This is a genomic window from Lewinella sp. 4G2 (genome assembly GCF_001625015.1).
Lineage (GTDB): Bacteria > Bacteroidota > Bacteroidia > Chitinophagales > Saprospiraceae > Neolewinella.
In genome coordinates this window covers 2,338,210-2,357,203 of the sequence record NZ_LVWJ02000014.1, presented here as the reverse complement: position 1 = coordinate 2,357,203, position 18,994 = coordinate 2,338,210, and the positions used below count along the sequence as shown (strand labels likewise).

General features: G+C 54.3%; 14 protein-coding genes and 5 tRNA genes. 2 read left to right on the top strand and 17 right to left on the bottom strand.

Annotated features, from left to right (window positions below):
- The first annotated feature begins 64 nt into the window (after nt 1-64).
- Nucleotides 65-496 (top strand): hypothetical protein, encoded by a 432-nt coding sequence (locus A3850_RS10070; protein ID WP_068216131.1) that lies wholly within the window; start codon nt 65-67, stop codon nt 494-496.
- A gap of 69 nt (nt 497-565) precedes the next feature.
- On the top strand, nt 566-934 hold the full coding sequence (locus tag A3850_RS10065) for a DUF2200 domain-containing protein (RefSeq protein ID WP_068216130.1): 369 nt from the start codon (nt 566-568) through the stop codon (nt 932-934).
- An 85-nt stretch (nt 935-1,019) separates the two neighbouring features.
- On the opposite strand, the gene A3850_RS10060 is transcribed toward A3850_RS10065, so the two are convergent.
- The 17 genes from A3850_RS10060 to A3850_RS09980 form a co-directional block, all read right to left on the bottom strand.
- Nucleotides 1,020-1,319, bottom strand: coding sequence for a hypothetical protein (locus A3850_RS10060; protein ID WP_068216128.1), 300 nt, complete (start codon nt 1,317-1,319; stop codon nt 1,020-1,022).
- 113 nt (nt 1,320-1,432) lie between these two features.
- On the bottom strand, nt 1,433-5,923 hold the full coding sequence (gene rpoC / locus A3850_RS10055) for a DNA-directed RNA polymerase subunit beta' (RefSeq protein ID WP_231915306.1): 4,491 nt from the start codon (nt 5,921-5,923) through the stop codon (nt 1,433-1,435).
- Between the two features lie 192 nt (nt 5,924-6,115).
- On the bottom strand, nt 6,116-9,940 hold the full coding sequence (gene rpoB, locus A3850_RS10050) for a DNA-directed RNA polymerase subunit beta (protein ID WP_068216126.1): 3,825 nt from the start codon (nt 9,938-9,940) through the stop codon (nt 6,116-6,118).
- A gap of 392 nt (nt 9,941-10,332) precedes the next feature.
- Complete coding sequence (gene rplL, locus A3850_RS10045; RefSeq protein WP_068216124.1) at nt 10,333-10,710, bottom strand: 50S ribosomal protein L7/L12; 378 nt, start codon at nt 10,708-10,710, stop codon at nt 10,333-10,335.
- Between the two features lie 143 nt (nt 10,711-10,853).
- Nucleotides 10,854-11,384 (bottom strand): 50S ribosomal protein L10, encoded by a 531-nt coding sequence (rplJ, locus tag A3850_RS10040; RefSeq protein ID WP_068216123.1) that lies wholly within the window; start codon nt 11,382-11,384, stop codon nt 10,854-10,856.
- Between the two features lie 27 nt (nt 11,385-11,411).
- Nucleotides 11,412-12,104, bottom strand: a complete 693-nt coding sequence (gene rplA, locus A3850_RS10035; RefSeq protein WP_068216122.1) for a 50S ribosomal protein L1 — start codon at nt 12,102-12,104, stop codon at nt 11,412-11,414.
- Between the two features lie 137 nt (nt 12,105-12,241).
- Nucleotides 12,242-12,691 carry a 50S ribosomal protein L11 gene (gene rplK, locus A3850_RS10030; RefSeq protein ID WP_068216121.1) on the bottom strand — a complete coding sequence of 150 codons (450 nt, stop codon included), beginning with the start codon at nt 12,689-12,691 and terminating at the stop codon, nt 12,242-12,244.
- Nucleotides 12,692-13,112: 421 nt separating this feature from the next.
- Nucleotides 13,113-13,658: a transcription termination/antitermination protein NusG gene (gene nusG, locus A3850_RS10025; RefSeq protein WP_068216120.1), complete on the bottom strand. Its 546-nt coding sequence runs from the start codon at nt 13,656-13,658 to the stop codon at nt 13,113-13,115.
- A 15-nt stretch (nt 13,659-13,673) separates the two neighbouring features.
- Nucleotides 13,674-13,868 (bottom strand): preprotein translocase subunit SecE, encoded by a 195-nt coding sequence (gene secE, locus A3850_RS10020; RefSeq protein ID WP_068216118.1) that lies wholly within the window; start codon nt 13,866-13,868, stop codon nt 13,674-13,676.
- Between the two features lie 172 nt (nt 13,869-14,040).
- Nucleotides 14,041-14,113 (bottom strand) — tRNA-Trp (locus tag A3850_RS10015).
- A gap of 306 nt (nt 14,114-14,419) precedes the next feature.
- Nucleotides 14,420-15,613, bottom strand: coding sequence for an elongation factor Tu (gene tuf, locus A3850_RS10010; protein WP_068216116.1), 1,194 nt, complete (start codon nt 15,611-15,613; stop codon nt 14,420-14,422).
- Between the two features lie 214 nt (nt 15,614-15,827).
- A tRNA-Thr gene (locus A3850_RS10005) sits at nt 15,828-15,899 on the bottom strand.
- Between the two features lie 232 nt (nt 15,900-16,131).
- Nucleotides 16,132-16,204 (bottom strand) — tRNA-Gly (locus tag A3850_RS10000).
- Between the two features lie 338 nt (nt 16,205-16,542).
- A tRNA-Tyr gene (locus tag A3850_RS09995) sits at nt 16,543-16,627 on the bottom strand.
- A gap of 64 nt (nt 16,628-16,691) precedes the next feature.
- Nucleotides 16,692-16,765: transfer RNA gene (locus A3850_RS09990), tRNA-Thr, on the bottom strand.
- Nucleotides 16,766-16,869: 104 nt separating this feature from the next.
- Nucleotides 16,870-17,796 (bottom strand): tyrosine-type recombinase/integrase, encoded by a 927-nt coding sequence (locus A3850_RS09985; RefSeq protein WP_068216115.1) that lies wholly within the window; start codon nt 17,794-17,796, stop codon nt 16,870-16,872.
- 170 nt (nt 17,797-17,966) lie between these two features.
- Entirely contained in the window at nt 17,967-18,980 is a 1,014-nt protein-coding gene (locus A3850_RS09980; protein WP_068216113.1) for a lipopolysaccharide assembly protein LapB, read from the bottom strand.
- Nucleotides 18,981-18,994: the final 14 nt, after the last annotated feature.

Here is an 18,994-nt window from a genome sequence, read left to right as displayed (position 1 = left end):
AGCTAACGGCACCTCAAGACAAGAGGATAAAATTCCATAGCTTAACGCTAACAAAGCGTCTCCGATGAGCAACGAAAAATCAAAGAACATTCTCTACGGCATCTTGGCCATGATTGCTGGCTGGATAGTCGGCAGCGCCGTCAACATGGGCCTGGTTTCCCTTGGCCATTCGGTTTTTCCCCTCGAGGGGATCGACCTTTCCGACATGGAGGCCCTGGCTGCGGCGATGCCCGGCATGGAGGCGAAGCATTTCCTTTTCCCCTTCCTCGGCCACGCGCTGGGGACGTTCGTAGGTGCCCTCGTCGCCGCCCTGATCGCCAGGACGCGGAAGATGCGGTACGCGCTGGCCATCGGCGTGTTGTTCCTGATTGGTGGCATCGCCGTGAACGTGATGCTCCCCGGCCCCCTTTGGTTTACTGTAGTGGATATCGTGCTGGCCTACTTGCCGATGGCTTGGTTGGGCGGGACACTGGCGATTGGGTTGCGGGGGAAATAAGTTATTCGCATTACCCATAATGCCACTCCAAGCAATGCAGGCACGGACTTAAATATCAATACGACTCTCATGACTCCCTCCGAAAAACACCACGAGCGCATCCGGACGATGAAGTTCTTCGGCGTCTACCCCCACTACGTCACCAAAGTGGAAAAGAAGGGCCGTACGGTTGCCGAACTCCACGAAGTCATTACCTGGCTGACTGGCTACGACGAGGAATCGCTGCAGGATTTCATTACCTCCCCCACTGCCACCTTTGAGGATTTTTTTGCGGGGGCCACGCTTAATCCCAATGCCCACCTCATCAAAGGCGTCATCTGCGGTTACCGGGTGGAGGAGATCGAGAATGATCTGACGCGCCAGTGCCGGTATCTGGATAAGTTGGTGGATGAATTGGCGCGGGGGCGGAAGATGGAGAAGATTTTGCGGGTTGGGTGAAACGGCATTGCAGAGTTGGTAATTCTATAGCATCCAAACCGAGGTTTACGCACTTTGCGCTTGGATTCAATAAAGTATTCGCATACTACATCCCAACAACAATCGCACCAAACGCAATCACCCCCACCTCAACAAACCATACTTTCCCAAGACTGAGTGACTGCACCAAAAACCGATCCACACAATAAGTAACGGCCGCAACAGCAAAAAGAATGGCCACTAAAACGGGTGTAATCCCGTAGGGATCAACGCTTGCTGACCAAAGCGTCTGCAATACTTGCAACACACCGCAAAGCACACAGAGTACCGTAACGATGAAGAGTGGCGTGCAATACCGCTTCCAGTTAAATCGACTGGGCGGTTTAGATTTTGCGTCGAGGATCATACTCAAAGTTAGGTGTGACAACTAGTGCATTTAACGGGGTACACTAAAAACGAGAACGCCCCACCAGCCAAAGCCAGCGGAGCGCCTTCTATTCATTCCAAAGAAAGAAAAGCCTACTCAGCTCCTCCATCTCCATTTACGGTAGTATCCATATCACCGGAAGCTTCTAGGATATCGGTCGTCGCATCCGTCGCATTCTCAACGGCGACGTCGGTTGGGCCGGCGGCGGCGGTAGCCTGAGCGTTAGCCAAAGCAGAAGCGGCGCTGGCCTCTTCCGCAGCCTTAGCGGCGGCTTCTTCCTCGGCGAAAGCACGCTGACGGGCTTCCCACTGATCCTGCGCTTCCTTCGTCGTAACGAAAAGGCGGTCGTACTTGCGCATACCCGTACCGGCCGGGATCCGCTTACCAACGATAACGTTCTCCTTGAGGCCTTCGAGGAAGTCCTGCTTGGCGGCAATCGCAGCGGTAGAAAGTACCTTGGTCGTCTCCTGGAACGAGGCGGCGGAGATCCAGCTCGGCGTACCGAGGGAGGACTTCGTGATACCCTGAAGGAGGGGGAACGAGGTAGCAGCCTGCGCGTCACGGAAGGTCATGATCTTCATGTCTTCGCGCTTCAGGCGGGAGTTCTCCTCACGCACTTCACGCATCGTCACGATCTTGCCTTCCCGGAAGTTCTCGCTGTCACCCTTGTCGGTAATCACCTTTTTGTCGTAGATCCAGTCGTTCTGCTTGAAGAACTCGTAGCGCTCGACGGCTTCCCCTTCGAGGAAGGTCGTATCACCCTGGTCGACGATCTGAACGCGACGCATCATCTGGCGGCAGATGGTTTCGATGTGCTTGTTGTTGATCGTGATACCCTGCGAACGGTAGACTTCTTGTACGCCGTTGACCAGGTAGGTCTGGACGGCGAAGGGACCTTTGATGTTCAGGATATCCCGTGGGGCAATGGCACCGTCGGACAGTGGCATACCGGCACGGACGAAATCCTGATCCTGTACGAGGATGTGCTTACTCAGGTTGATGAGGTACTTACGCTTCTGGCCGTCCTTCGCCTGGACGATCAACTCACGGTTACCGCGCTTGATCTTCTTGGAGAAGGTTACGATACCGTCGATCTCGGAGACAACGGCGGGGTTGGAGGGGTTACGCGCTTCGAAAAGCTCCGTTACCCGCGGCAGACCACCGGTGATATCCGCAATCTTACCACCCTTCCGGGGGATCTTCACGATCTTCTCACCGAGGGCAACGTTAGCGCCGTCCTTGATGGAGATGTAGGCACCTACCGGGAGGTTGTACTGGCGCAGTTCGGCGCCGTCCTTGTCCAGGATGGTGATGGTCGGGATCTTCTTCCGGTCCCGCGTTTCGATGACGACCTTCTCTTCGAAGCCAGTCAGTTCGTCACGCTCAGTACGGAAGGTGACACCTTCGTCGATGTCCGAGAAGCGGGCAATACCCTCAAATTCGGAAACGATAACGGCATTGTAGGGGTCCCACTCAACGATCTTGTCGCCTTTCTTGACGTCCTGGCCATCCTTCACGAAGAGCGTACCACCGTAGGGGATGTGCTGCGTCGTGTACACCTTGCCCGTTTCCGGGTTGGTGATCTTGATCTCACCGGAACGGGAAAGTACGATCGTCTGCGTATCACCCATCATGTCGACGGCGTCGACGGTACGGATGTCCTCGAAGGACAGCTTACCGTTGAACTTGGATTCCAGACTGTTGTCGGTACTAGTCACCGATGCCGTACCACCTACGTGGAAGGTACGCAGCGTCAACTGTGTACCCGGCTCACCGATGGACTGAGCGGCGATGATACCAACGGCATCACCGATCTCCGCCTTCCGGCCGGTAGCGAGGTTCTTACCGTAACACTTGGCACAGACGCCACGCTCTACCTCACAGGTGAGGACGGAACGGATGGTCACTTCTTCAACACCTTCCGCTTCGATGTACTTAGCGTCGGTGTTGCTGATGTACTCGTCAGCCTTCACGATCACCTCGTCGGTGACGGGGTGCAGGATGTCTTCCAGCGCGTAACGGCCGGCGATCCGGCTCTCCAGGCTTTCGATCACCTTGTCGTTTTCCTTCAGTGCGGAGGTATCGATACCACGAAGGGTACCACAGTCGTCAATCATGACGACCACGTCCTGCGCAACATCTACGAGACGACGGGTGAGGTAACCGGCATCGGCCGTTTTCAGGGCCGTATCGGCGAGACCCTTACGGGCACCGTGCGTAGAGATGAAGTATTCCAGTACGGAAAGTCCGTCGACGAAGTTAGAGAGGATCGGGTTTTCGATTACGGCGGGGCCGGCATCGTTCGACTTCTTCGGCTTGGCCATCAGACCACGGAGACCACAGAGCTGCTTAATCTGCTGCGTGGAACCACGGGCTCCGGAGTGGAGCATCATGTACACCGAGTTGAAACCTTGCTTGTGCTCGGCCAGCTCGGTCATAAGCGTCGTGGTGATCTCGTTATCCGCGCTCGTCCACTTGTCAATGACTTTGTTGTAGCGCTCGTTGTTGGTAATGAGACCCATGTTGTAGTTGCCGAGAATATCGTCAACGTCAGCGCGGGCTTCAATCAGTACCTTTTCCTTTACGGAAGGTGTGATCAGGTCACCAAGGTTGAAAGACAGACCTCCCTTGAAGGCCCACTTGAAACCCATGTCCTTAATCTTGTCAAGGAAGGTAGCCGTCACGGCGAAGCTCGTCCGGTCGATGATGTCACCGATCACCTTCTTGAGGTTCTTCTTGGTGAGCAGCACGTCCTGGTAGGGTACGGTGGCGGGCATGGCGCTGTTGAAGATGATCCGACCGGTAGTGGTCTCGACCAATTTCTTCTTGAGCGACATTTTACCGTCCTCACCCTCAACCTCTACGGGTACGCGACAGTGGATCGTGGCGTGGAGGTCCAGCTTGCCTTCGTTGTAGGCAATCATGACTTCCTCGGGGCTGTAGAACTTGCCACCTTCACCTTTCACCTTCACTTCGTCCGTGGACTTCTTGTTCTTGGTGATGTAGTAAAGGCCCAGTACCATATCCTGTGAAGGCAGGGTCACTGGCGTACCGTTCTGTGGGTTCAGCATGTTGTGGCTGGACAGCATCAAGACCTGGGCCTCAAGAATAGCTGCCTGGCTCAGCGGCACGTGAACGGCCATCTGGTCACCGTCGAAGTCGGCGTTGAACGCGGAACATACGAGGGGGTGCAGCTGGATGGCTTTTCCTTCGATCAGCTTCGGCTGGAAGGACTGGATAGAAAGGCGGTGCAGCGTCGGTGCCCGGTTGAGCATGACGGGGTGGCCCTTCAGGATGTTTTCGAGGATCTCCCAGATCACGGGCTCTTTGCGGTCGACCAATTTCTTGGCGGACTTCACCGTCTTCACGATACCGCGCTCGATGAGCTTACGGATCACGAAGGGCTTGAAGAGCTCAGCGGCCATGCCTTTCGGCAGACCACATTCGTGGAGTTTCAGCGTAGGGCCTACTACGATTACGGAACGTCCGGAGTAGTCAACCCGCTTACCGAGGAGGTTCTGGCGGAAACGGCCCTGCTTACCCTTGAGGATATCGGAGAGCGACTTCAGCGCGCGGCCACCTTCGGCCTTTACGGCGTTGGATTTCCGGCTGTTATCGAAGAGGCTATCAACGGCCTCCTGCAACATCCGCTTCTCGTTACGCAGGATTACTTCCGGAGCCTTGATCTCCAAAAGACGCTTCAGGCGGTTATTACGAATGATTACGCGACGGTACAGGTCGTTGAGGTCGGAAGAGGCGAAACGGCCACCATCCAGTGGTACGAGCGGGCGCAGTTCCGGGGGAACGACGGGCAGGTACTGGATGATCGTCCATTCCGGCTTGTTGACGACGTTTTTCTGTGCGTCACGGAAGGCTTCCACCACGCGGAGGCGCTTGAGGGCCTCGCTCTTACGCTGCTGGCTGGTTTCCGTGCTGGCCTGGTGGCGCAATTGGTCGGAAAGCTCGTCGAGCTGGAGTCCTTCGAGGAGGTCACGCACCGCTTCGGCGCCCATCTTGGCGACGAACTTATCGGGGTGGCCGTCTTCCAGTTGCTGGTTTTCGGGGGGCAGCGTCTCGAGGATATCGAGGTACTGTTCCTCCGTGATCAGCGTTTTGTGCTGGATCTCATCACTCTCCCGGATACCGGCGTTGATGACCACGTAACGCTCGTAGTAAATGATTGACTCGAGGTTCTTGGAAGAGAAACCGAGCAGGTAGGCGATCTTGTTGGGGAGGCTCTTGAAGAACCAGATGTGCACGACGGGTACCACCAGACGGATGTGTCCGTTGCGCTCACGACGCACCTTCTTCTCGGTCACTTCGACGCCACAGCGGTCACAAACGATCCCCTTGTAGCGGATGCGCTTGTACTTACCACAGTAACATTCGTAGTCCTTCACCGGGCCGAAGATCCGCTCACAGAAAAGACCATCACGCTCCGGCTTGTAGCTCCGGTAGTTGATCGTCTCGGGCTTCAACACCTCACCGTGGCTGCGTTCCAGGATATCGTCCGGGGAACTCAGGGAGATGGTGATCGCGTCGAAATCCTGCTTCTGGATGCTGTTATTTTTCTTGAATGCCATATTCTTTATTATGGGCGCTGCCGCGGGTGCCAGGTTCAGGATCGAGTAACAATTAGAGAGCGGGAAGCTCAGTACTCATTCCTTGATCCATAACTCCGCACCTGCGGCAGCGCAAAAAATCAATTGGATTTGGACACCCCGACCGTTGCCGGGGTGGGCCCTCCTTTTGCCCAGGAGGGTAAAGGAGAAGGCCTAGTCGAACTTGACGTCGAGCGCCAGACCCCGTAGCTCGTGGACGAGTACGTTGAACGACTCCGGAATGTTAGGCTCCGGCAGGTTGTCTCCCTTAACGATGGCTTCGTAAGCTTTAGCCCGGCCCTGGATATCATCAGACTTGATGGTCAACAGTTCCTGGAGGATGTTAGAGGCACCGAAGGCTTCGAGGGCCCACACCTCCATCTCGCCGAAACGCTGGCCACCGAACTGCGCCTTACCACCGAGCGGCTGCTGGGTAATGAGGGAGTAAGGGCCGATGGAACGGGCGTGCATCTTGTCATCCACCATGTGGCTGAGCTTAAGCATGTAGATCACCCCAACGGTTGCCTGCTGGTGGAAACGGTCACCCGTTTCACCGTCGTACAGGTATGTCTGGCCGAGGGAAGGCAGATTGGCTTTCTGAATGTAGCCTTCGATCTCATCCTGGCTGGCACCGTCGAAGATCGGCGTACCGAACTTCATACCGAGCTTCTCACCCGCCCAACCAAGGACGGTCTCGAAGATCTGGCCCAGGTTCATCCGCGAGGGAACACCCAGTGGGTTCAGGATAATGTCAACTGGCGTACCGTCTTCCAGGAAGGGCATGTCCTCATCGCGCACGATGCGGGATACAATACCCTTGTTGCCGTGGCGGCCGGCGAGCTTATCACCCACCTTCAGCTTGCGCTTCTTGGCGAGGTACACTTTGGCGAGCTTCAGGACACCGGCGGGCAGTTCGTCACCGACGCTGATGTTAAAGGTCTCGCGCTTGTAACGGCCAACTTCCTCGTTCACCTTGATGCTGTAGTTGTGCAGCAGGCGGGCGATAAGTTTATTAAGGTCGTCACTGGTCGTCCAACCGGTGTAGTCGATGCTCGTGTAGTCGAGGTCGCGGAGCAGGGACTGCGTGAACTTCTCACCCTTGGGAACCACTGATTCCTTGTAGATGGTATTCACACCCTGGCTGGCGCGGCCACGGACCAACTGGTCGAGCTTGTCGACGAGGCGGGTCTTGAGCTTGTTGAGGTTAACCTTATGATCGTCCTCCAGTTTCTGGAGTTTGATCTTCTCGGCGTCCTTCTGGGCCTGGTCTTTCTTGGTCTTGCTGAACAAGTCCTTACCGATCACCACACCTTTAAGGGATGGTGATGCCTTCATGGAGGCATCCTTAACGTCACCGGCCTTATCACCGAAGATGGCGCGGAGGAGTTTCTCTTCCGGGGTCGGATCGGATTCGCCCTTCGGCGTGATCTTACCGATGATGATGTCACCTTCCTTGATCCAGGCACCGACGCGGATGATACCGTTCTCGTCGAGGTCCTTGGTCGCTTCCTCGGAAACGTTGGGGATATCGTTGGTCAGTTCTTCCTCACCCAGTTTGGTGTCGCGCACGTCCATTTCGAAGTGCTCGATGTGCAGGGAGGTGAAGACATCTTCACGGACGACGCGCTCGCTCAATACGATGGCATCCTCGAAGTTGTATCCTTTCCAGGGCATGAAGGCCACCTTCATATTCTGGCCGAGGGCTAGTTCACCTTTCTCGGTAGCGTAGCCGTCACAAAGAATCTGACCTTTGCTCACCTTCTGGCCCCGCTTTACGATGGGCTTCAGGTTCACACATGTTCCCTGGTTAGTACGGAGGAACTTGGTCAGCGTGTAGGTAACCTTGTCTTCGTCGAAGGAAACCAGGCGGTCCTCGTCGGTACGTTCGTACTTGACGATGATCTCGTTAGCGTCCACGTATTCGACGACACCTTCGCCTTCGGCGTTGATGAGCATGCGGCTGTCACGGGCGACTTTGCCTTCGAGACCGGTACCCACGATGGGGCTGGCGGGGCGAAGGAGTGGTACGGCCTGACGCTGCATGTTCGAGCCCATCAGGGCACGGTTGGCATCGTCATTTTCCAGGAACGGGATCATGGAGGCAGACACCCCTACAATCTGGTTCGGGGCAACGTCCATGTATTCCAGCTCTTCGGGAGCGAGGACGGGGAAATCACCGTGGTCACGCGCCTTTACTTCCTGGGAGACGAAAGCTCCTTTCTCATCGAGGGCAGAGTTGGCCTGGGCGATCTTTTTGAAATCCTCCCCTTCCGCGGAAAGGTAGATTGGGTCTCCTTCCATGACCACCTTCGCATCCTCAACGGCGCGGTAGGGAGTCTCGAGGAAGCCCATCTTGTTCACTTTGGCGTGAACACAGAGGGTGGAGATCAGACCAATGTTCGGTCCTTCCGGTGTCTCAATGGTACAGAGGCGGCCGTAGTGGCTGTAGTGAACGTCACGAACCTCGAAGCCGGCACGCTCACGGCTCAGACCACCAGGTCCGAGGGCGGAGATACGACGCTTGTGCGTGATCTCGGAGAGCGGGTTCGTCTGATCGAGGAACTGGCTCAACTGGCTGGTACCGAAGAAGGAGTTGATGACGGACGAGAGAGTACGCGCGTTGATCAGGTCGATCGGCGTAAATACTTCGTTGTCCCGAACGTTCATGCGCTCACGGATGGTACGGGCCATACGGGCAAGACCCACACCGAACTGAGCGTAGAGCTGCTCCCCTACCGTGCGCACGCGACGGTTGGAAAGGTGATCGATGTCGTCGATTTCAGCGCGCTGGTTCATCAGTGCTACGAGGTAGCGTACGATGGCGATGATGTCCTCCTTCGTAAGTACGAGGGTCTCATCATCCGTGCCGGCGTTCAGCTTACGGTTGATCTTGTAACGACCGACTTCACCGAGGTTGTAGCGCTTATCGCTGAAGAACAGCTTGTCGATGATACCACGGGCAGTCTCTTCGTCCGGTGGATCGGAACCACGCAGTTGGCGGTAGATGTACTGGACCGCTTCGATCTCGGAGCTGGAAGGATCCTTCTGGAGGGTATTGTAAATAATACCGTAGTCCATACCGAGGTCTTCCTTCTGCAGGATGACGTTCTCGATGCCTTCGGCGGCAAGGATATCTTCGATGTTGTCCTCCGTAAGTACGGTGTCGCGCTCGAGAATGATCTCGTTACGCTCGAGGATGACGAGCTCACCCGTGTCCTCATCAACGAAATCTTCCGTCCAGGCGCGCAGTACCCGCGCGGCCAGCTTGCGGCCGATAGCGGTGTTCAGTGCTTCCCGGGTGTTGGGCACCTCGTCCGCCAGACCGAAGAGGTCGAGGATGGACTTATCACTGTCGTAGCCGATGGCCCGGAGCAGGGTGGTGACGGGGAACTTCTTTTTCCGGTCGATGTAAGCGTACATCACCGTGTTGATATCGGTAGCGAATTCCATCCACGCTCCCTTGAAAGGAATTACGCGGGCGGAGTAGATCGCTGTACCGTTGGGGTGGTAGTTCTGGCCGAAGAATACGCCAGGGCTACGGTGCAACTGAGAAACGATGACCCGCTCGGCGCCGTTGATGACGAACGTGCCCTTGGGGGTCATGTAGGGGATGTTTCCGAGGAAGACATCTTGCTCAATTGTCTGGAAGTCTACGTGCTCTTCGTCGTTACACGAGAGGCGTAGTTTAGCTTTGAGTGGCACACTGTAGGTGAGACCACGTTGCATACACTCGGGGATGGTGTAGCGGGGAGGGTCCACGAAATAATCGAGGAACTCCAGGTTAAAGATGTTTCGGGTGTCCGAAATCGGAAAGTTTTCCTGGAACACTCGGTATAAACCTTCTAAACCCCGGTTTTCGGGGGTGGTTTCGAGCTGGAAGAACTCCTGGAAAGACTTGAGTTGGATTTCGAGCAGATCGGGAGAGTGATCTGTCAATTTGATTTTGCCGAAGCTTACCCGTTGTTCTTCAGCGCTTAGGATCTGGCCGTTTGACGTCATTAGCAGTATTCCTTTATGTTTGGCTCAAAGTTCAGCCGTCCGCGGTGGCTCAACCTCGAGGGGGTTACAGGGGATCCGACCAACATATTGGCCGGGCGGGGTGGGGTGTGCGAATAGATAAGACAATTCAGCACCGGATTTAGTTGCATGCTTCAGGAAGCAACTGGTAGACCGTGCACGTTCCCTAGCGCTCACGGTTACGATCGAAAATATCGAGAGGCGTTTGCGTTGAACCCGGCAATATGCCAAAGTTTATAGCCCACCCTTCAGATACGCGAAAAGCCTAGCGAGATCGTACCTCCGCTAAGCCGCAAAAAAGCTGACAAGAAGTAGCGGGGATGACGGGCGGTAAGCGCGCCATCCCCGGCTAGATCTTTCAGCAGGAACCCGAATTACTTCAGGTTAACCGTAGCACCGGCGGCCTCGAGGGCAGCTTTGATGCTTTCGGCTTCGTCCTTAGGAACGTTCTCCTTGATGATGGCTGGAGCGCCGTCAACGAGGCCTTTGGCGTCCTTAAGGCCAACACCGAGAAGGTTCTTTACTTCCTTCACGACGGCAAGCTTGCTGCCACCAGCAGATTCGAGCTCAACGTTGAAGTCAGTCTTCTCAGCGGCACCACCGTCAGCGTCTCCGCCACCACCTGCTGCAACAGCTACTGCTGCGGCTGCGGGCTCGATGCCGTATTCGTCCTTCATGATGGTTACCAGTTCGCTAACTTCCTTGATGGTCAGGTTAACGAGAGATTCGGCGAGTGTTTTTACATCTGCCATAATAGAAAAGTATTTAAAAGTGATTTACGAGTAATCGCGTATCAGCTTGGAAGCAATGGTTAGTTTGTAGTCTATAGTCTGTAGTCTTTCAGTCAGGTACCGTAGACTATAGACTACAGACTGAAGACTATGCAGCGCAGCGCTTAGGCTTCGCGCTCCTCCAAAGTTTTGAGAAGGCCAGCGATCTGTGACCCACCACTCTTGAGGCCGGAAAGCAGATTCTGCATGGGGCTTTGGAGCAAGGTGAGTACATCCGCAACGAGTTCTTCGCGCGACTTGAGCTTGGAGAGTTCGTCGAGCTTGTCATCGCCCATGTAAACGGAGCTAGCAATGTAGGCCGCTTTGAGGATGGGGCGCTCGCCGTCCTTACCACGGAATTCTTTGATGACCTTAGCGGGGGCATTGGCCGTCTCCGTAAAGAGGATGGCCGTTGGTCCGGTCAGGGCTTCAAAAACGCTGGAGTAGTTGTTCTCCTCGGGCAGTTGCTCGAGTGCTTTGATGGCGAGGGTGTTCTTAACAACCTGCATCTTGATACCCTTAGCGTGGAAGGCACCACGAAGTTCCGTGGTCTTGTCCGCAGGAAGGGTTGAGGCGTCAGCGATGTAGAAGAACTCATTGTTCTCAAACGCTTCCTTGAGCTGCTGAATCGCTGCTCCTTTATCTGTCTTAGTCATGTTAACTTAAGTTTTGGGGATGGACGATTAAGCAATTGATTTGGGGTCCACCTTGATGCCGGGGCTCATGGTAGATGCAACGGTCACGGATTTCATGTAGATACCCTTCGCACTGGAAGGCTTGCTACGAGAAAGTGTGCCGAGAAGTTCGTTGGCGTTGTCCACCAGCTGCTCCGCGGAGAAACCTACGCGGCCAATGCTGGAGTGAACGATACCGAACTTGTCCAGACGGTAAGCAATCTTACCACCCTTCACGTCGGTGATGGCCTGGGCTACGTCCATGGTAACCGTACCAGTTTTGGGGTTGGGCATGAGGCCACGGGGACCGAGTACACGACCGAGACGACCAACTTTCGCCATTGTCTGTGGCATGGCAACGACAACGTCGAAGTCCGTCCAACCACCAGTTACTTTAGCGACCAGGTCATCGAGACCTACGAAGTCTGCGCCTGCGTCTTTTGCTTCCTGCTCTTTGTCCGGGGTGACGAAGGCGACAACGCGCTTGGTCTTACCGGTACCGTGAGGAAGGGTGACCGTACCACGAAGGGCCTGGTCTGGTTTGCGGGGGTCGAGGCCGAGGCGAACGTGAACGTCCACGGAAGCGTCAAATTTAGCCGTATTGACCTGCTTGACGAGGCTCATCGCTTCGCTCAGGGCATACTGCTTATTGGCGTCGACCTTCTCAGCAGCAGCTTTCCGCGCTTTACTAATTTTTGCCATAATAAATGAAGTTTGAGGTAAATGACGCATCCCGATTAAGGATGCTCCCTACTACCGGAGACCAGTGGGTAACCGGCGTTAATTATGAGTTGACCCCAGTTCAGTCATACTGAACGGAGCGTGAGTGGTAGTGTGGATTAAGCTTCCGCTTCCCAGGGGGCGTCGCCGGAAATGGTGATTCCCATAGAGCGTGCCGTACCGGCTACCATACGCATGCCACTTTCTACTTCGAAGCAGTTGAGGTCAGGCATTTTGTCTTCAGCGATGGCGCGTACCTGATCCCAGGTCACACTACCTACTTTGATCCGGTTGGATTCTTTGGATCCACTTTTGAGCTTAGCTGCTTCCAGGAGTTGAACCGCAGCCGGTGGGGTCTTGATGACGAAGTCAAAGGACTTGTCTTTGTAAACATCAATGACAACCGGCAGAATCTTGCCCTGCTGATCCTGCGTAGCGGCGTTGAAGCGCTTACAGAATTCCATGATGTTAACACCTTTGGCACCCAGCGCGGGGCCTACCGGTGGAGCGGGGTTTGCACCGCCGCCGCGTACCTGAAGTTTGATTTGTACGTCTACTTCCTTAGCCATTGTAGCTTATTTGTGTCGTGATAGCGAATGTATAATAGGTTGTTACACTCTCCGACGTGAAAAATCTTACGGCATTTCGCGAGCTTCCGCGCAGCACCGTTTTTCGGGGTGCAAAGGTAATCCAAAGAATTTGATCTGGCAAATCGAAAACAAATATATCATCTTACGACCTTCTATAGAGTTGCACTATTTCGAGCGTTCGCTACCCACCTCTCAGATCAAATACAGCACGCAATTTCTCGAGGCGCGTCTACTTCCCACCGCATCAACGTCAAACAACGTAGCAGGTAACACGCTCCTGTTGGTGATTGCCGTTATTACAAATGCTTAAACTGATGAGGGGCATTAGAGTACAAAAAACCCATCTACAGTCGCTACCGTAGATGGGTTTTACCATGCAGGATCAAATCTCTGCGGTGAATCAGCTCTGCTTCTCTACCTGCATGAAGTTCAGCTCAACCTCCGTGCCGCGGCCGAAGATCTTGACGATGACTTTCAGTTTCTTCTTCTCTTCGTTGACTTCCTGGATGTCACCAACGAATTCGTTGAAAGGACCATCGATGATCTTGACGGTCTCTCCTTCGATGAAGGGTTCGATCAGTGCATCGCTGGCTTCGAGGTTTTCGTCCACTTTACCGAGTAAGCGATTGGCTTCCGAATCCCGCATGGGGATGGGCTCTTGCTTACCGAGGAAATGGATTACGTTAGGGAGGCTAGTGATACCATCCAGAACTTCGCCATTTAGAGCGTAAGGGTCAGCTTCTACGAGAATGTAACCGGGTAGAATGTTACGGTCGGAGATCACTTTCTTACCACCGCGGATCTTATAGACCTTCTCAGTGGGGACAACGATCTTCATAACGTGGTTTTCCCAGTTATTCCGAGCGATCTCTTTCTCGATCCGTTCTTTGATTTGCTTCTCTTTACCGCTGATTACACGGAGAGAGTACCATTTGGTTACTGCCATTACGCTGCGTAGTTATTAAGCCGTGAGGCTGTAGATGTTGTCGACGACGAATTGCCATACGACATCCATACCGAATATGAGCAGCGCGAAAATGGCTGACCCAACCAGTACCAGAATGGTATTGGTTTGTAGGGTGCTGTACGAAGGCCAGGTCACTTGGTGAACCAGCTCATTGTAGCTTTCCCGCATGTAAAGTCCGATCTTATCCATAATTGGAAACAGTTGCCGCTTGCAAAGCAAGCGTGATGTGCACGGGCGGAGAGACTCGAACTCCCAGCCGCTGGTTTGACTGCGTCGCTGCTGCGCGGTTGGAGTCAAGTGCAGAGGGGAAAATCTTTCCGACTGTACGGTTAAAAGTGATTATCTCCGTTGAGATAATTTGCACGGGCGGAGAGACTCGAACTCCCAGCCGCTGGTTTTGGAGACCAGTGCTCTACCAATTGAGCTACGCCCGTAATTATTAATTCTTAAAAAGGTCTTTCATCAAAAACCTTGTGCGCTATCACCGCGAAGCAGCCCCAAAGGGCATTGAGCTACGCCCGTAATTGTAAATTCTAAAAAAGGCCTTTCATCAAAAACCTTGTGCGCTATCACCGCGAAGCAGCCCCAAAGGGCATTGAGCTACGCCCGTAATACACGTCCGCCGAAGCGGGTGCGAAAGTAACCATATTATCTGACAAAGCAGAAGTTAAGCACCCGCGGAGGGATGCTTAACTTCTTGCTTGTAGTCAGAAAAGCTTGCGGCCGGAGCCGTTTGCCATTTAGTCGAGGATCTCAGTTACCTGACCGGCACCTACCGTACGGCCACCCTCACGGATAGCGAAGCGGAGGCCTTTTTCCATGGCGATCTCAGCGAGGAGTGTTACTTCGAGAGTAACGTTATCACCTGGCATTACCATTTCAACGTTCTCGGGGAGCTTCACGTCACCGGTTACGTCAGTCGTACGGAAGTAGAACTGTGGGCGGTAGCCGTTGAAGAATGGCGTGTGACGGCCACCTTCGTCTTTGCTCAGTACGTAAACCTCACACTTGAACTTCGTGTGTGGCTTTACGGAACCTGGCTTACAGATTACCATACCACGCTTGATGGTGGTCTTGTCGATACCACGGAGGAGGAGACCGGCGTTGTCACCAGCTTCACCACGGTCGAGGATCTTACGGAACATCTCGATACCAGTGATGGTAGAAGTGAGCTTCTTACCAGCTTCCATCATACCGATGATCTCTACGGAGTCACCAGAGTTGATCACACCACGCTCGATACGGCCGGTAGCAACTGTACCACGACCCGTGATAGAGAATACGTCCTCAACGGGCATCAGGAATGGGAGGTCAACCAGACGCTCTGGCTCAGGGATCTCAGCATCAACTGCTTCCATGAGTTCGAGTACCTGCTTTACACCTTCGCCGTCGCCTTCGAGGGCTTTGAGTGCAGAACCGATGATTACGCTGGCGTTGTCGCCATCGTACTCGTACTGAGAAAGAAGTTCGCGAACTTCCATTTCTACGAGCTCGAGCATTTCTTCGTCATCAACAAGGTCAGCCTTGTTCATGAATACTACGATATTAGGTACACCTACCTGGCGAGCAAGGAGGATGTGCTCACGCGTCTGTGGCATAGGGCCATCAGTAGCGGCAACAACGAGGATTGCACCGTCCATCTGGGCGGCACCAGTAACCATGTTCTTTACGTAGTCAGCGTGACCTGGGCAGTCAACGTGAGCGTAGTGGCGGTTCTGCGTTTCGTACTCAACGTGCGCCGTGTTAATGGTGATACCACGCTCTTTTTCCTCGGGAGCGGAGTCGATGCTGTCGTAAGACATTTTAGCAGCGGATCCAGCGTCAGCGAGTACGGAGGTGATGGCGGCGGTGAGGGTGGTTTTACCGTGGTCAACGTGGCCAATCGTGCCAATGTTAACGTGCGGTTTACTTCTGTCAAATGTTTCCTTAGCCATAGTAGCTTAAAGCATTTAGGGGGTAAAAAAATAGTTTGGTCAGGGAATTGCGAACCGCACCCCGGTCGCCCCTACCCTGCTCAAGATGATGAGCAAAGCTAAATTTTTTGTCCTCCAGCCAATCGACTACAAAGTAGCATGCGCCAGATAGTAGGGTGTTACTAACGGCGCCGATGTGACGAACAAACGTTGTAAGGTTACAAGCGCAACCTTGAGCCAACGGTGAGATTTGAACTCACGACCCCTTCCTTACCATGGAAGTGCTCTACCCCTGAGCTACGTCGGCGAGATGATAAGCGATTCTCGATTCTCGAACCTCGTCATGCGATTTTGATGCAGCACCAGACAGTGCGCAGTGCCATTCGCGATGGAGATTTCAAGGTCAACAAACGCAGATCGTAAAATTCTCGTCGTTACGAGAAACTAGAGCGGAAGACGAGGCTCGACCACGAAGTAGCAGCGTAGCTAACCCGCGACCCAGCAACATTTCCCTATCCCTACTCATCCGTAGGAACTAGAGCGGAAGACGAGGCTCGAACCCGCGACCCTCAGCTTGGAAGGCTGATGCTCTACCAACTGAGCTACTTCCGCATTTTTATAGTCTATAGTTTGGAGTCTATAGTCTATAGTTTGGTATCGGAAAGCAACCTTACTACTTGACGAGGCTCGAAGCCACGACCCTTAGCTTGGTGCGTAATCTGGGGATGGGACCCTAGATTTAAGCGCTCTACCAACTGAGCTACTTCCGCAATGGATATGCGATTCTCGATTCTCGATTCTCGATATGCGATTTTACTCACGTTCCATAGTGAATCACATAACTTCATCGGAATACATCACACAAAATTAAACCCGCAATGCGGGTGCTTGAATCACGCGGTAGCAAATCAAGAATCAAATATCTAGAATCACATATCGCATGTCAAGGATGGTGGGGGTGGTAGGATTCGAACCTACTCAGCCGAAACATTGGATTTACAGTCCAACCTACCTCTCCAACTGTAGCGCACCCCCTTTAATTACCATGATCACTCATCAAATGAGCAAGATTTCAACTCAACAATCTGAGCTAAAATAGAGCCGATAGACGGATTCGAACCGCCGACCAGCTGATTACAAATCAGCTGCTCTACCAGACTGAGCTATATCGGCAAATCTGGTGATCAAAACCTTCGTTTCAAAGCAAACCTACGGTCGTTTTCCGTAAGCGATTGCAAAGGTAAGTCCTCCCGTACAATTACCAAAACATCACGAACTTATTTTTCAGTTGCGCGCGGTCCATTTTTTTGTGCCCCTTCCGGGTGAGCCTGTCGGTAGACTTCCTGCAGGCGCTTTACGTCGTTATGGGTGTAGACCTGGGTGGCCGCCAGGCTACTGTGGCCCAGCAATTCCTTGACGGCATTCAGGTCCGCCCCTTCCCCCAACAGTTGGGTAGCAAAGGTGTGGCGCAAAACGTGCGGGCTCTTTTTATCCTCCGTTGTTACTCCCCCCAGGTAGCGAACGACCTTGTTGTAGACAAACTTTGGGTACAGCACCTTTCCCTTATCCGTCAACAGCAAGGAAGGCGGTGTACCTGGGAAACTGGCCTCCCGTACTTCCTGGTATCGGTACAGTAATTCTGCCAGGCTTTCACCAAAAGGAATCAACCGCTGCTTCCCCCCTTTACCAGTAACGCTGATCCGGCGCTCGGCCAATTGCAGGCTAGCGTCGGTCAAACCAATCAGCTCGGCTCGGCGCATACCCGTTTGGTATAATAAGGCCAGGAGCAGGTGGTCACGCAGGCTCGAGAAATCCTCGTTTTCAAGAGGATTAGGGAAGGTGGCGAAGAGCCGTTGGATCGCATCCGGCGCGACCGTGGTGGCCAGGCGCTTGGGCAGCTTTGGCACCGGTATTCTTACCGTTGGGTCCTCTGCCTGCTGACCGCGCTGGCGGCGGTACTTATAAAAGGTCTTGACGGCCGAGAGTTTTCGGCGGACCGAACTGGCCGCCATTTTCTTATCACCAACAAGATCCACCAGCCAGGACTTCACCATATTACGGGTTACCGACCGGGCATCCTTCACCCCATACTCTAATTTGCAGAAGTTGGCGAACTGGCTTAGATCTCCGCGGTAGGCCGTGACGGTATGGTCGCTCAGCCGGCGCTGGTGGGTCAGGTACGATAGAAATTCGTGGAAGAGCATTATTGGGATCAGTTTAGCTGGGAGGTCGTCTTACAGTGACGCCAGCAATTACATTTTCGGGTTGGGTCCGTCAGCGTAAGTTAGCGTCCTTACTGCTTGATCCCTAACCCCGCACCCGCGGCAGCGCCCAAAGAGCAGTCGGCAGGTGATATCCTATTATAAGGTCTCGCTTATTCTTCCGTGGGCTCCTCCCCTACCCTTTCCAGGCCTTCGAGCGCGAAGTCGTAGTCGGGCGCAAAGCGGAGGGCACTTTTGTAATCGTTTCTGGCGCCGGCGATATCGCCCAGTAACTCCTTGGCGTAGCCGCGGAAAAAGTAGCTGCGAATGTGGATCGGGTCGTTTTTGATGACCAGATCAAACTCCGTTTTGGCGGCTTCGACGCTATCCAGTTCCATGAGGAGCAGCCCGGCGTTAAAATGTCCGGCCACGTACTGGCGGTCCGCCCGGCTGGCGGCGCGGTAGAGTTCGATAGCTTCCGGAAGGCGATCAGAATCCCGGAGATAGTCAGCCTTGGCGTGGATCGGGATGGGGTCGGTCGCATCTATACCCATCGCCGCGTCGAAGTACTGCACCGCACGGTTCGATTTGATGGCGAAGAGCAACTGCCCGAGGCGTACAAAGGCATCCGTCATGTCGGGGTCGATCTCCGCGGCTTCTTCGGCGGCGCTGATGGCGCGGGCGGTATCTCCCGTTTCGAGGAAGGTCTCGCTGAGCAGCAGGTAAGCATCGGGGTTACGCGGGTCGATGCGGGTGACCTCGTTGAGCGACTTCATCGCGCCGTCGTACTGCTGCAGGGTGAGTTGGGTTTCGGCGAGGCGCAGCTGGGTTTCCAGGTTATCCGGCTCCAGTTTGGCGGCGCGTTCCAACGTGCGCAGAGCGAGGCGGCTACGGTAGTAATCCAGGTAAACATCGCTGAGCAACCAGTGGTAGGGCACGTTAGTGCTATCCAGTGTCAGGGCTGCTTGCAGGTCGGTAATTGCAGCGTCGTAGTTGCTCTTGTTGTACCACATTTCGGCGCGCTGTGCGTAGAGGTCCGCCTCTTCCGGATTGCTCAGGATGGCCCGGTCGAGAGCGGCAATCCCGGGGTCTCCGGCGCTGGTATCTGGCGTCGCGTCCGTTGGCTGGTCACCATCGCAGGCGGTCAGGCAACAAAGGAGGGCGAGCAGACAGAGCAGGTTTTTCATACGCTTGGTGGTAA

Coding starts and splice junctions, on each gene's coding strand:
- rplJ (WP_068216123.1), bottom strand. CDS start 11,384: ATGACTAAGACAGATAAAGGAGCAGCGATTCAGCAGCTCAAGGAAGCG.
- A3850_RS09985 (WP_068216115.1), bottom strand. CDS start 17,796: ATGCTCTTCCACGAATTTCTATCGTACCTGACCCACCAGCGCCGGCTG.
- A3850_RS10065 (WP_068216130.1), top strand. CDS start 566: ATGACTCCCTCCGAAAAACACCACGAGCGCATCCGGACGATGAAGTTC.
- tuf (WP_068216116.1), bottom strand. CDS start 15,613: ATGGCTAAGGAAACATTTGACAGAAGTAAACCGCACGTTAACATTGGC.
- rpoB (WP_068216126.1), bottom strand. CDS start 9,940: ATGACGTCAAACGGCCAGATCCTAAGCGCTGAAGAACAACGGGTAAGC.
- A3850_RS09980 (WP_068216113.1), bottom strand. CDS start 18,980: ATGAAAAACCTGCTCTGTCTGCTCGCCCTCCTTTGTTGCCTGACCGCC.
- rplK (WP_068216121.1), bottom strand. CDS start 12,691: ATGGCTAAGGAAGTAGACGTACAAATCAAACTTCAGGTACGCGGCGGC.
- nusG (WP_068216120.1), bottom strand. CDS start 13,658: ATGGCAGTAACCAAATGGTACTCTCTCCGTGTAATCAGCGGTAAAGAG.
- rplA (WP_068216122.1), bottom strand. CDS start 12,104: ATGGCAAAAATTAGTAAAGCGCGGAAAGCTGCTGCTGAGAAGGTCGAC.
- A3850_RS10070 (WP_068216131.1), top strand. CDS start 65: ATGAGCAACGAAAAATCAAAGAACATTCTCTACGGCATCTTGGCCATG.
- A3850_RS10060 (WP_068216128.1), bottom strand. CDS start 1,319: ATGATCCTCGACGCAAAATCTAAACCGCCCAGTCGATTTAACTGGAAG.
- rpoC (WP_231915306.1), bottom strand. CDS start 5,923: ATGGCATTCAAGAAAAATAACAGCATCCAGAAGCAGGATTTCGACGCG.
- secE (WP_068216118.1), bottom strand. CDS start 13,868: ATGGATAAGATCGGACTTTACATGCGGGAAAGCTACAATGAGCTGGTT.
- rplL (WP_068216124.1), bottom strand. CDS start 10,710: ATGGCAGATGTAAAAACACTCGCCGAATCTCTCGTTAACCTGACCATC.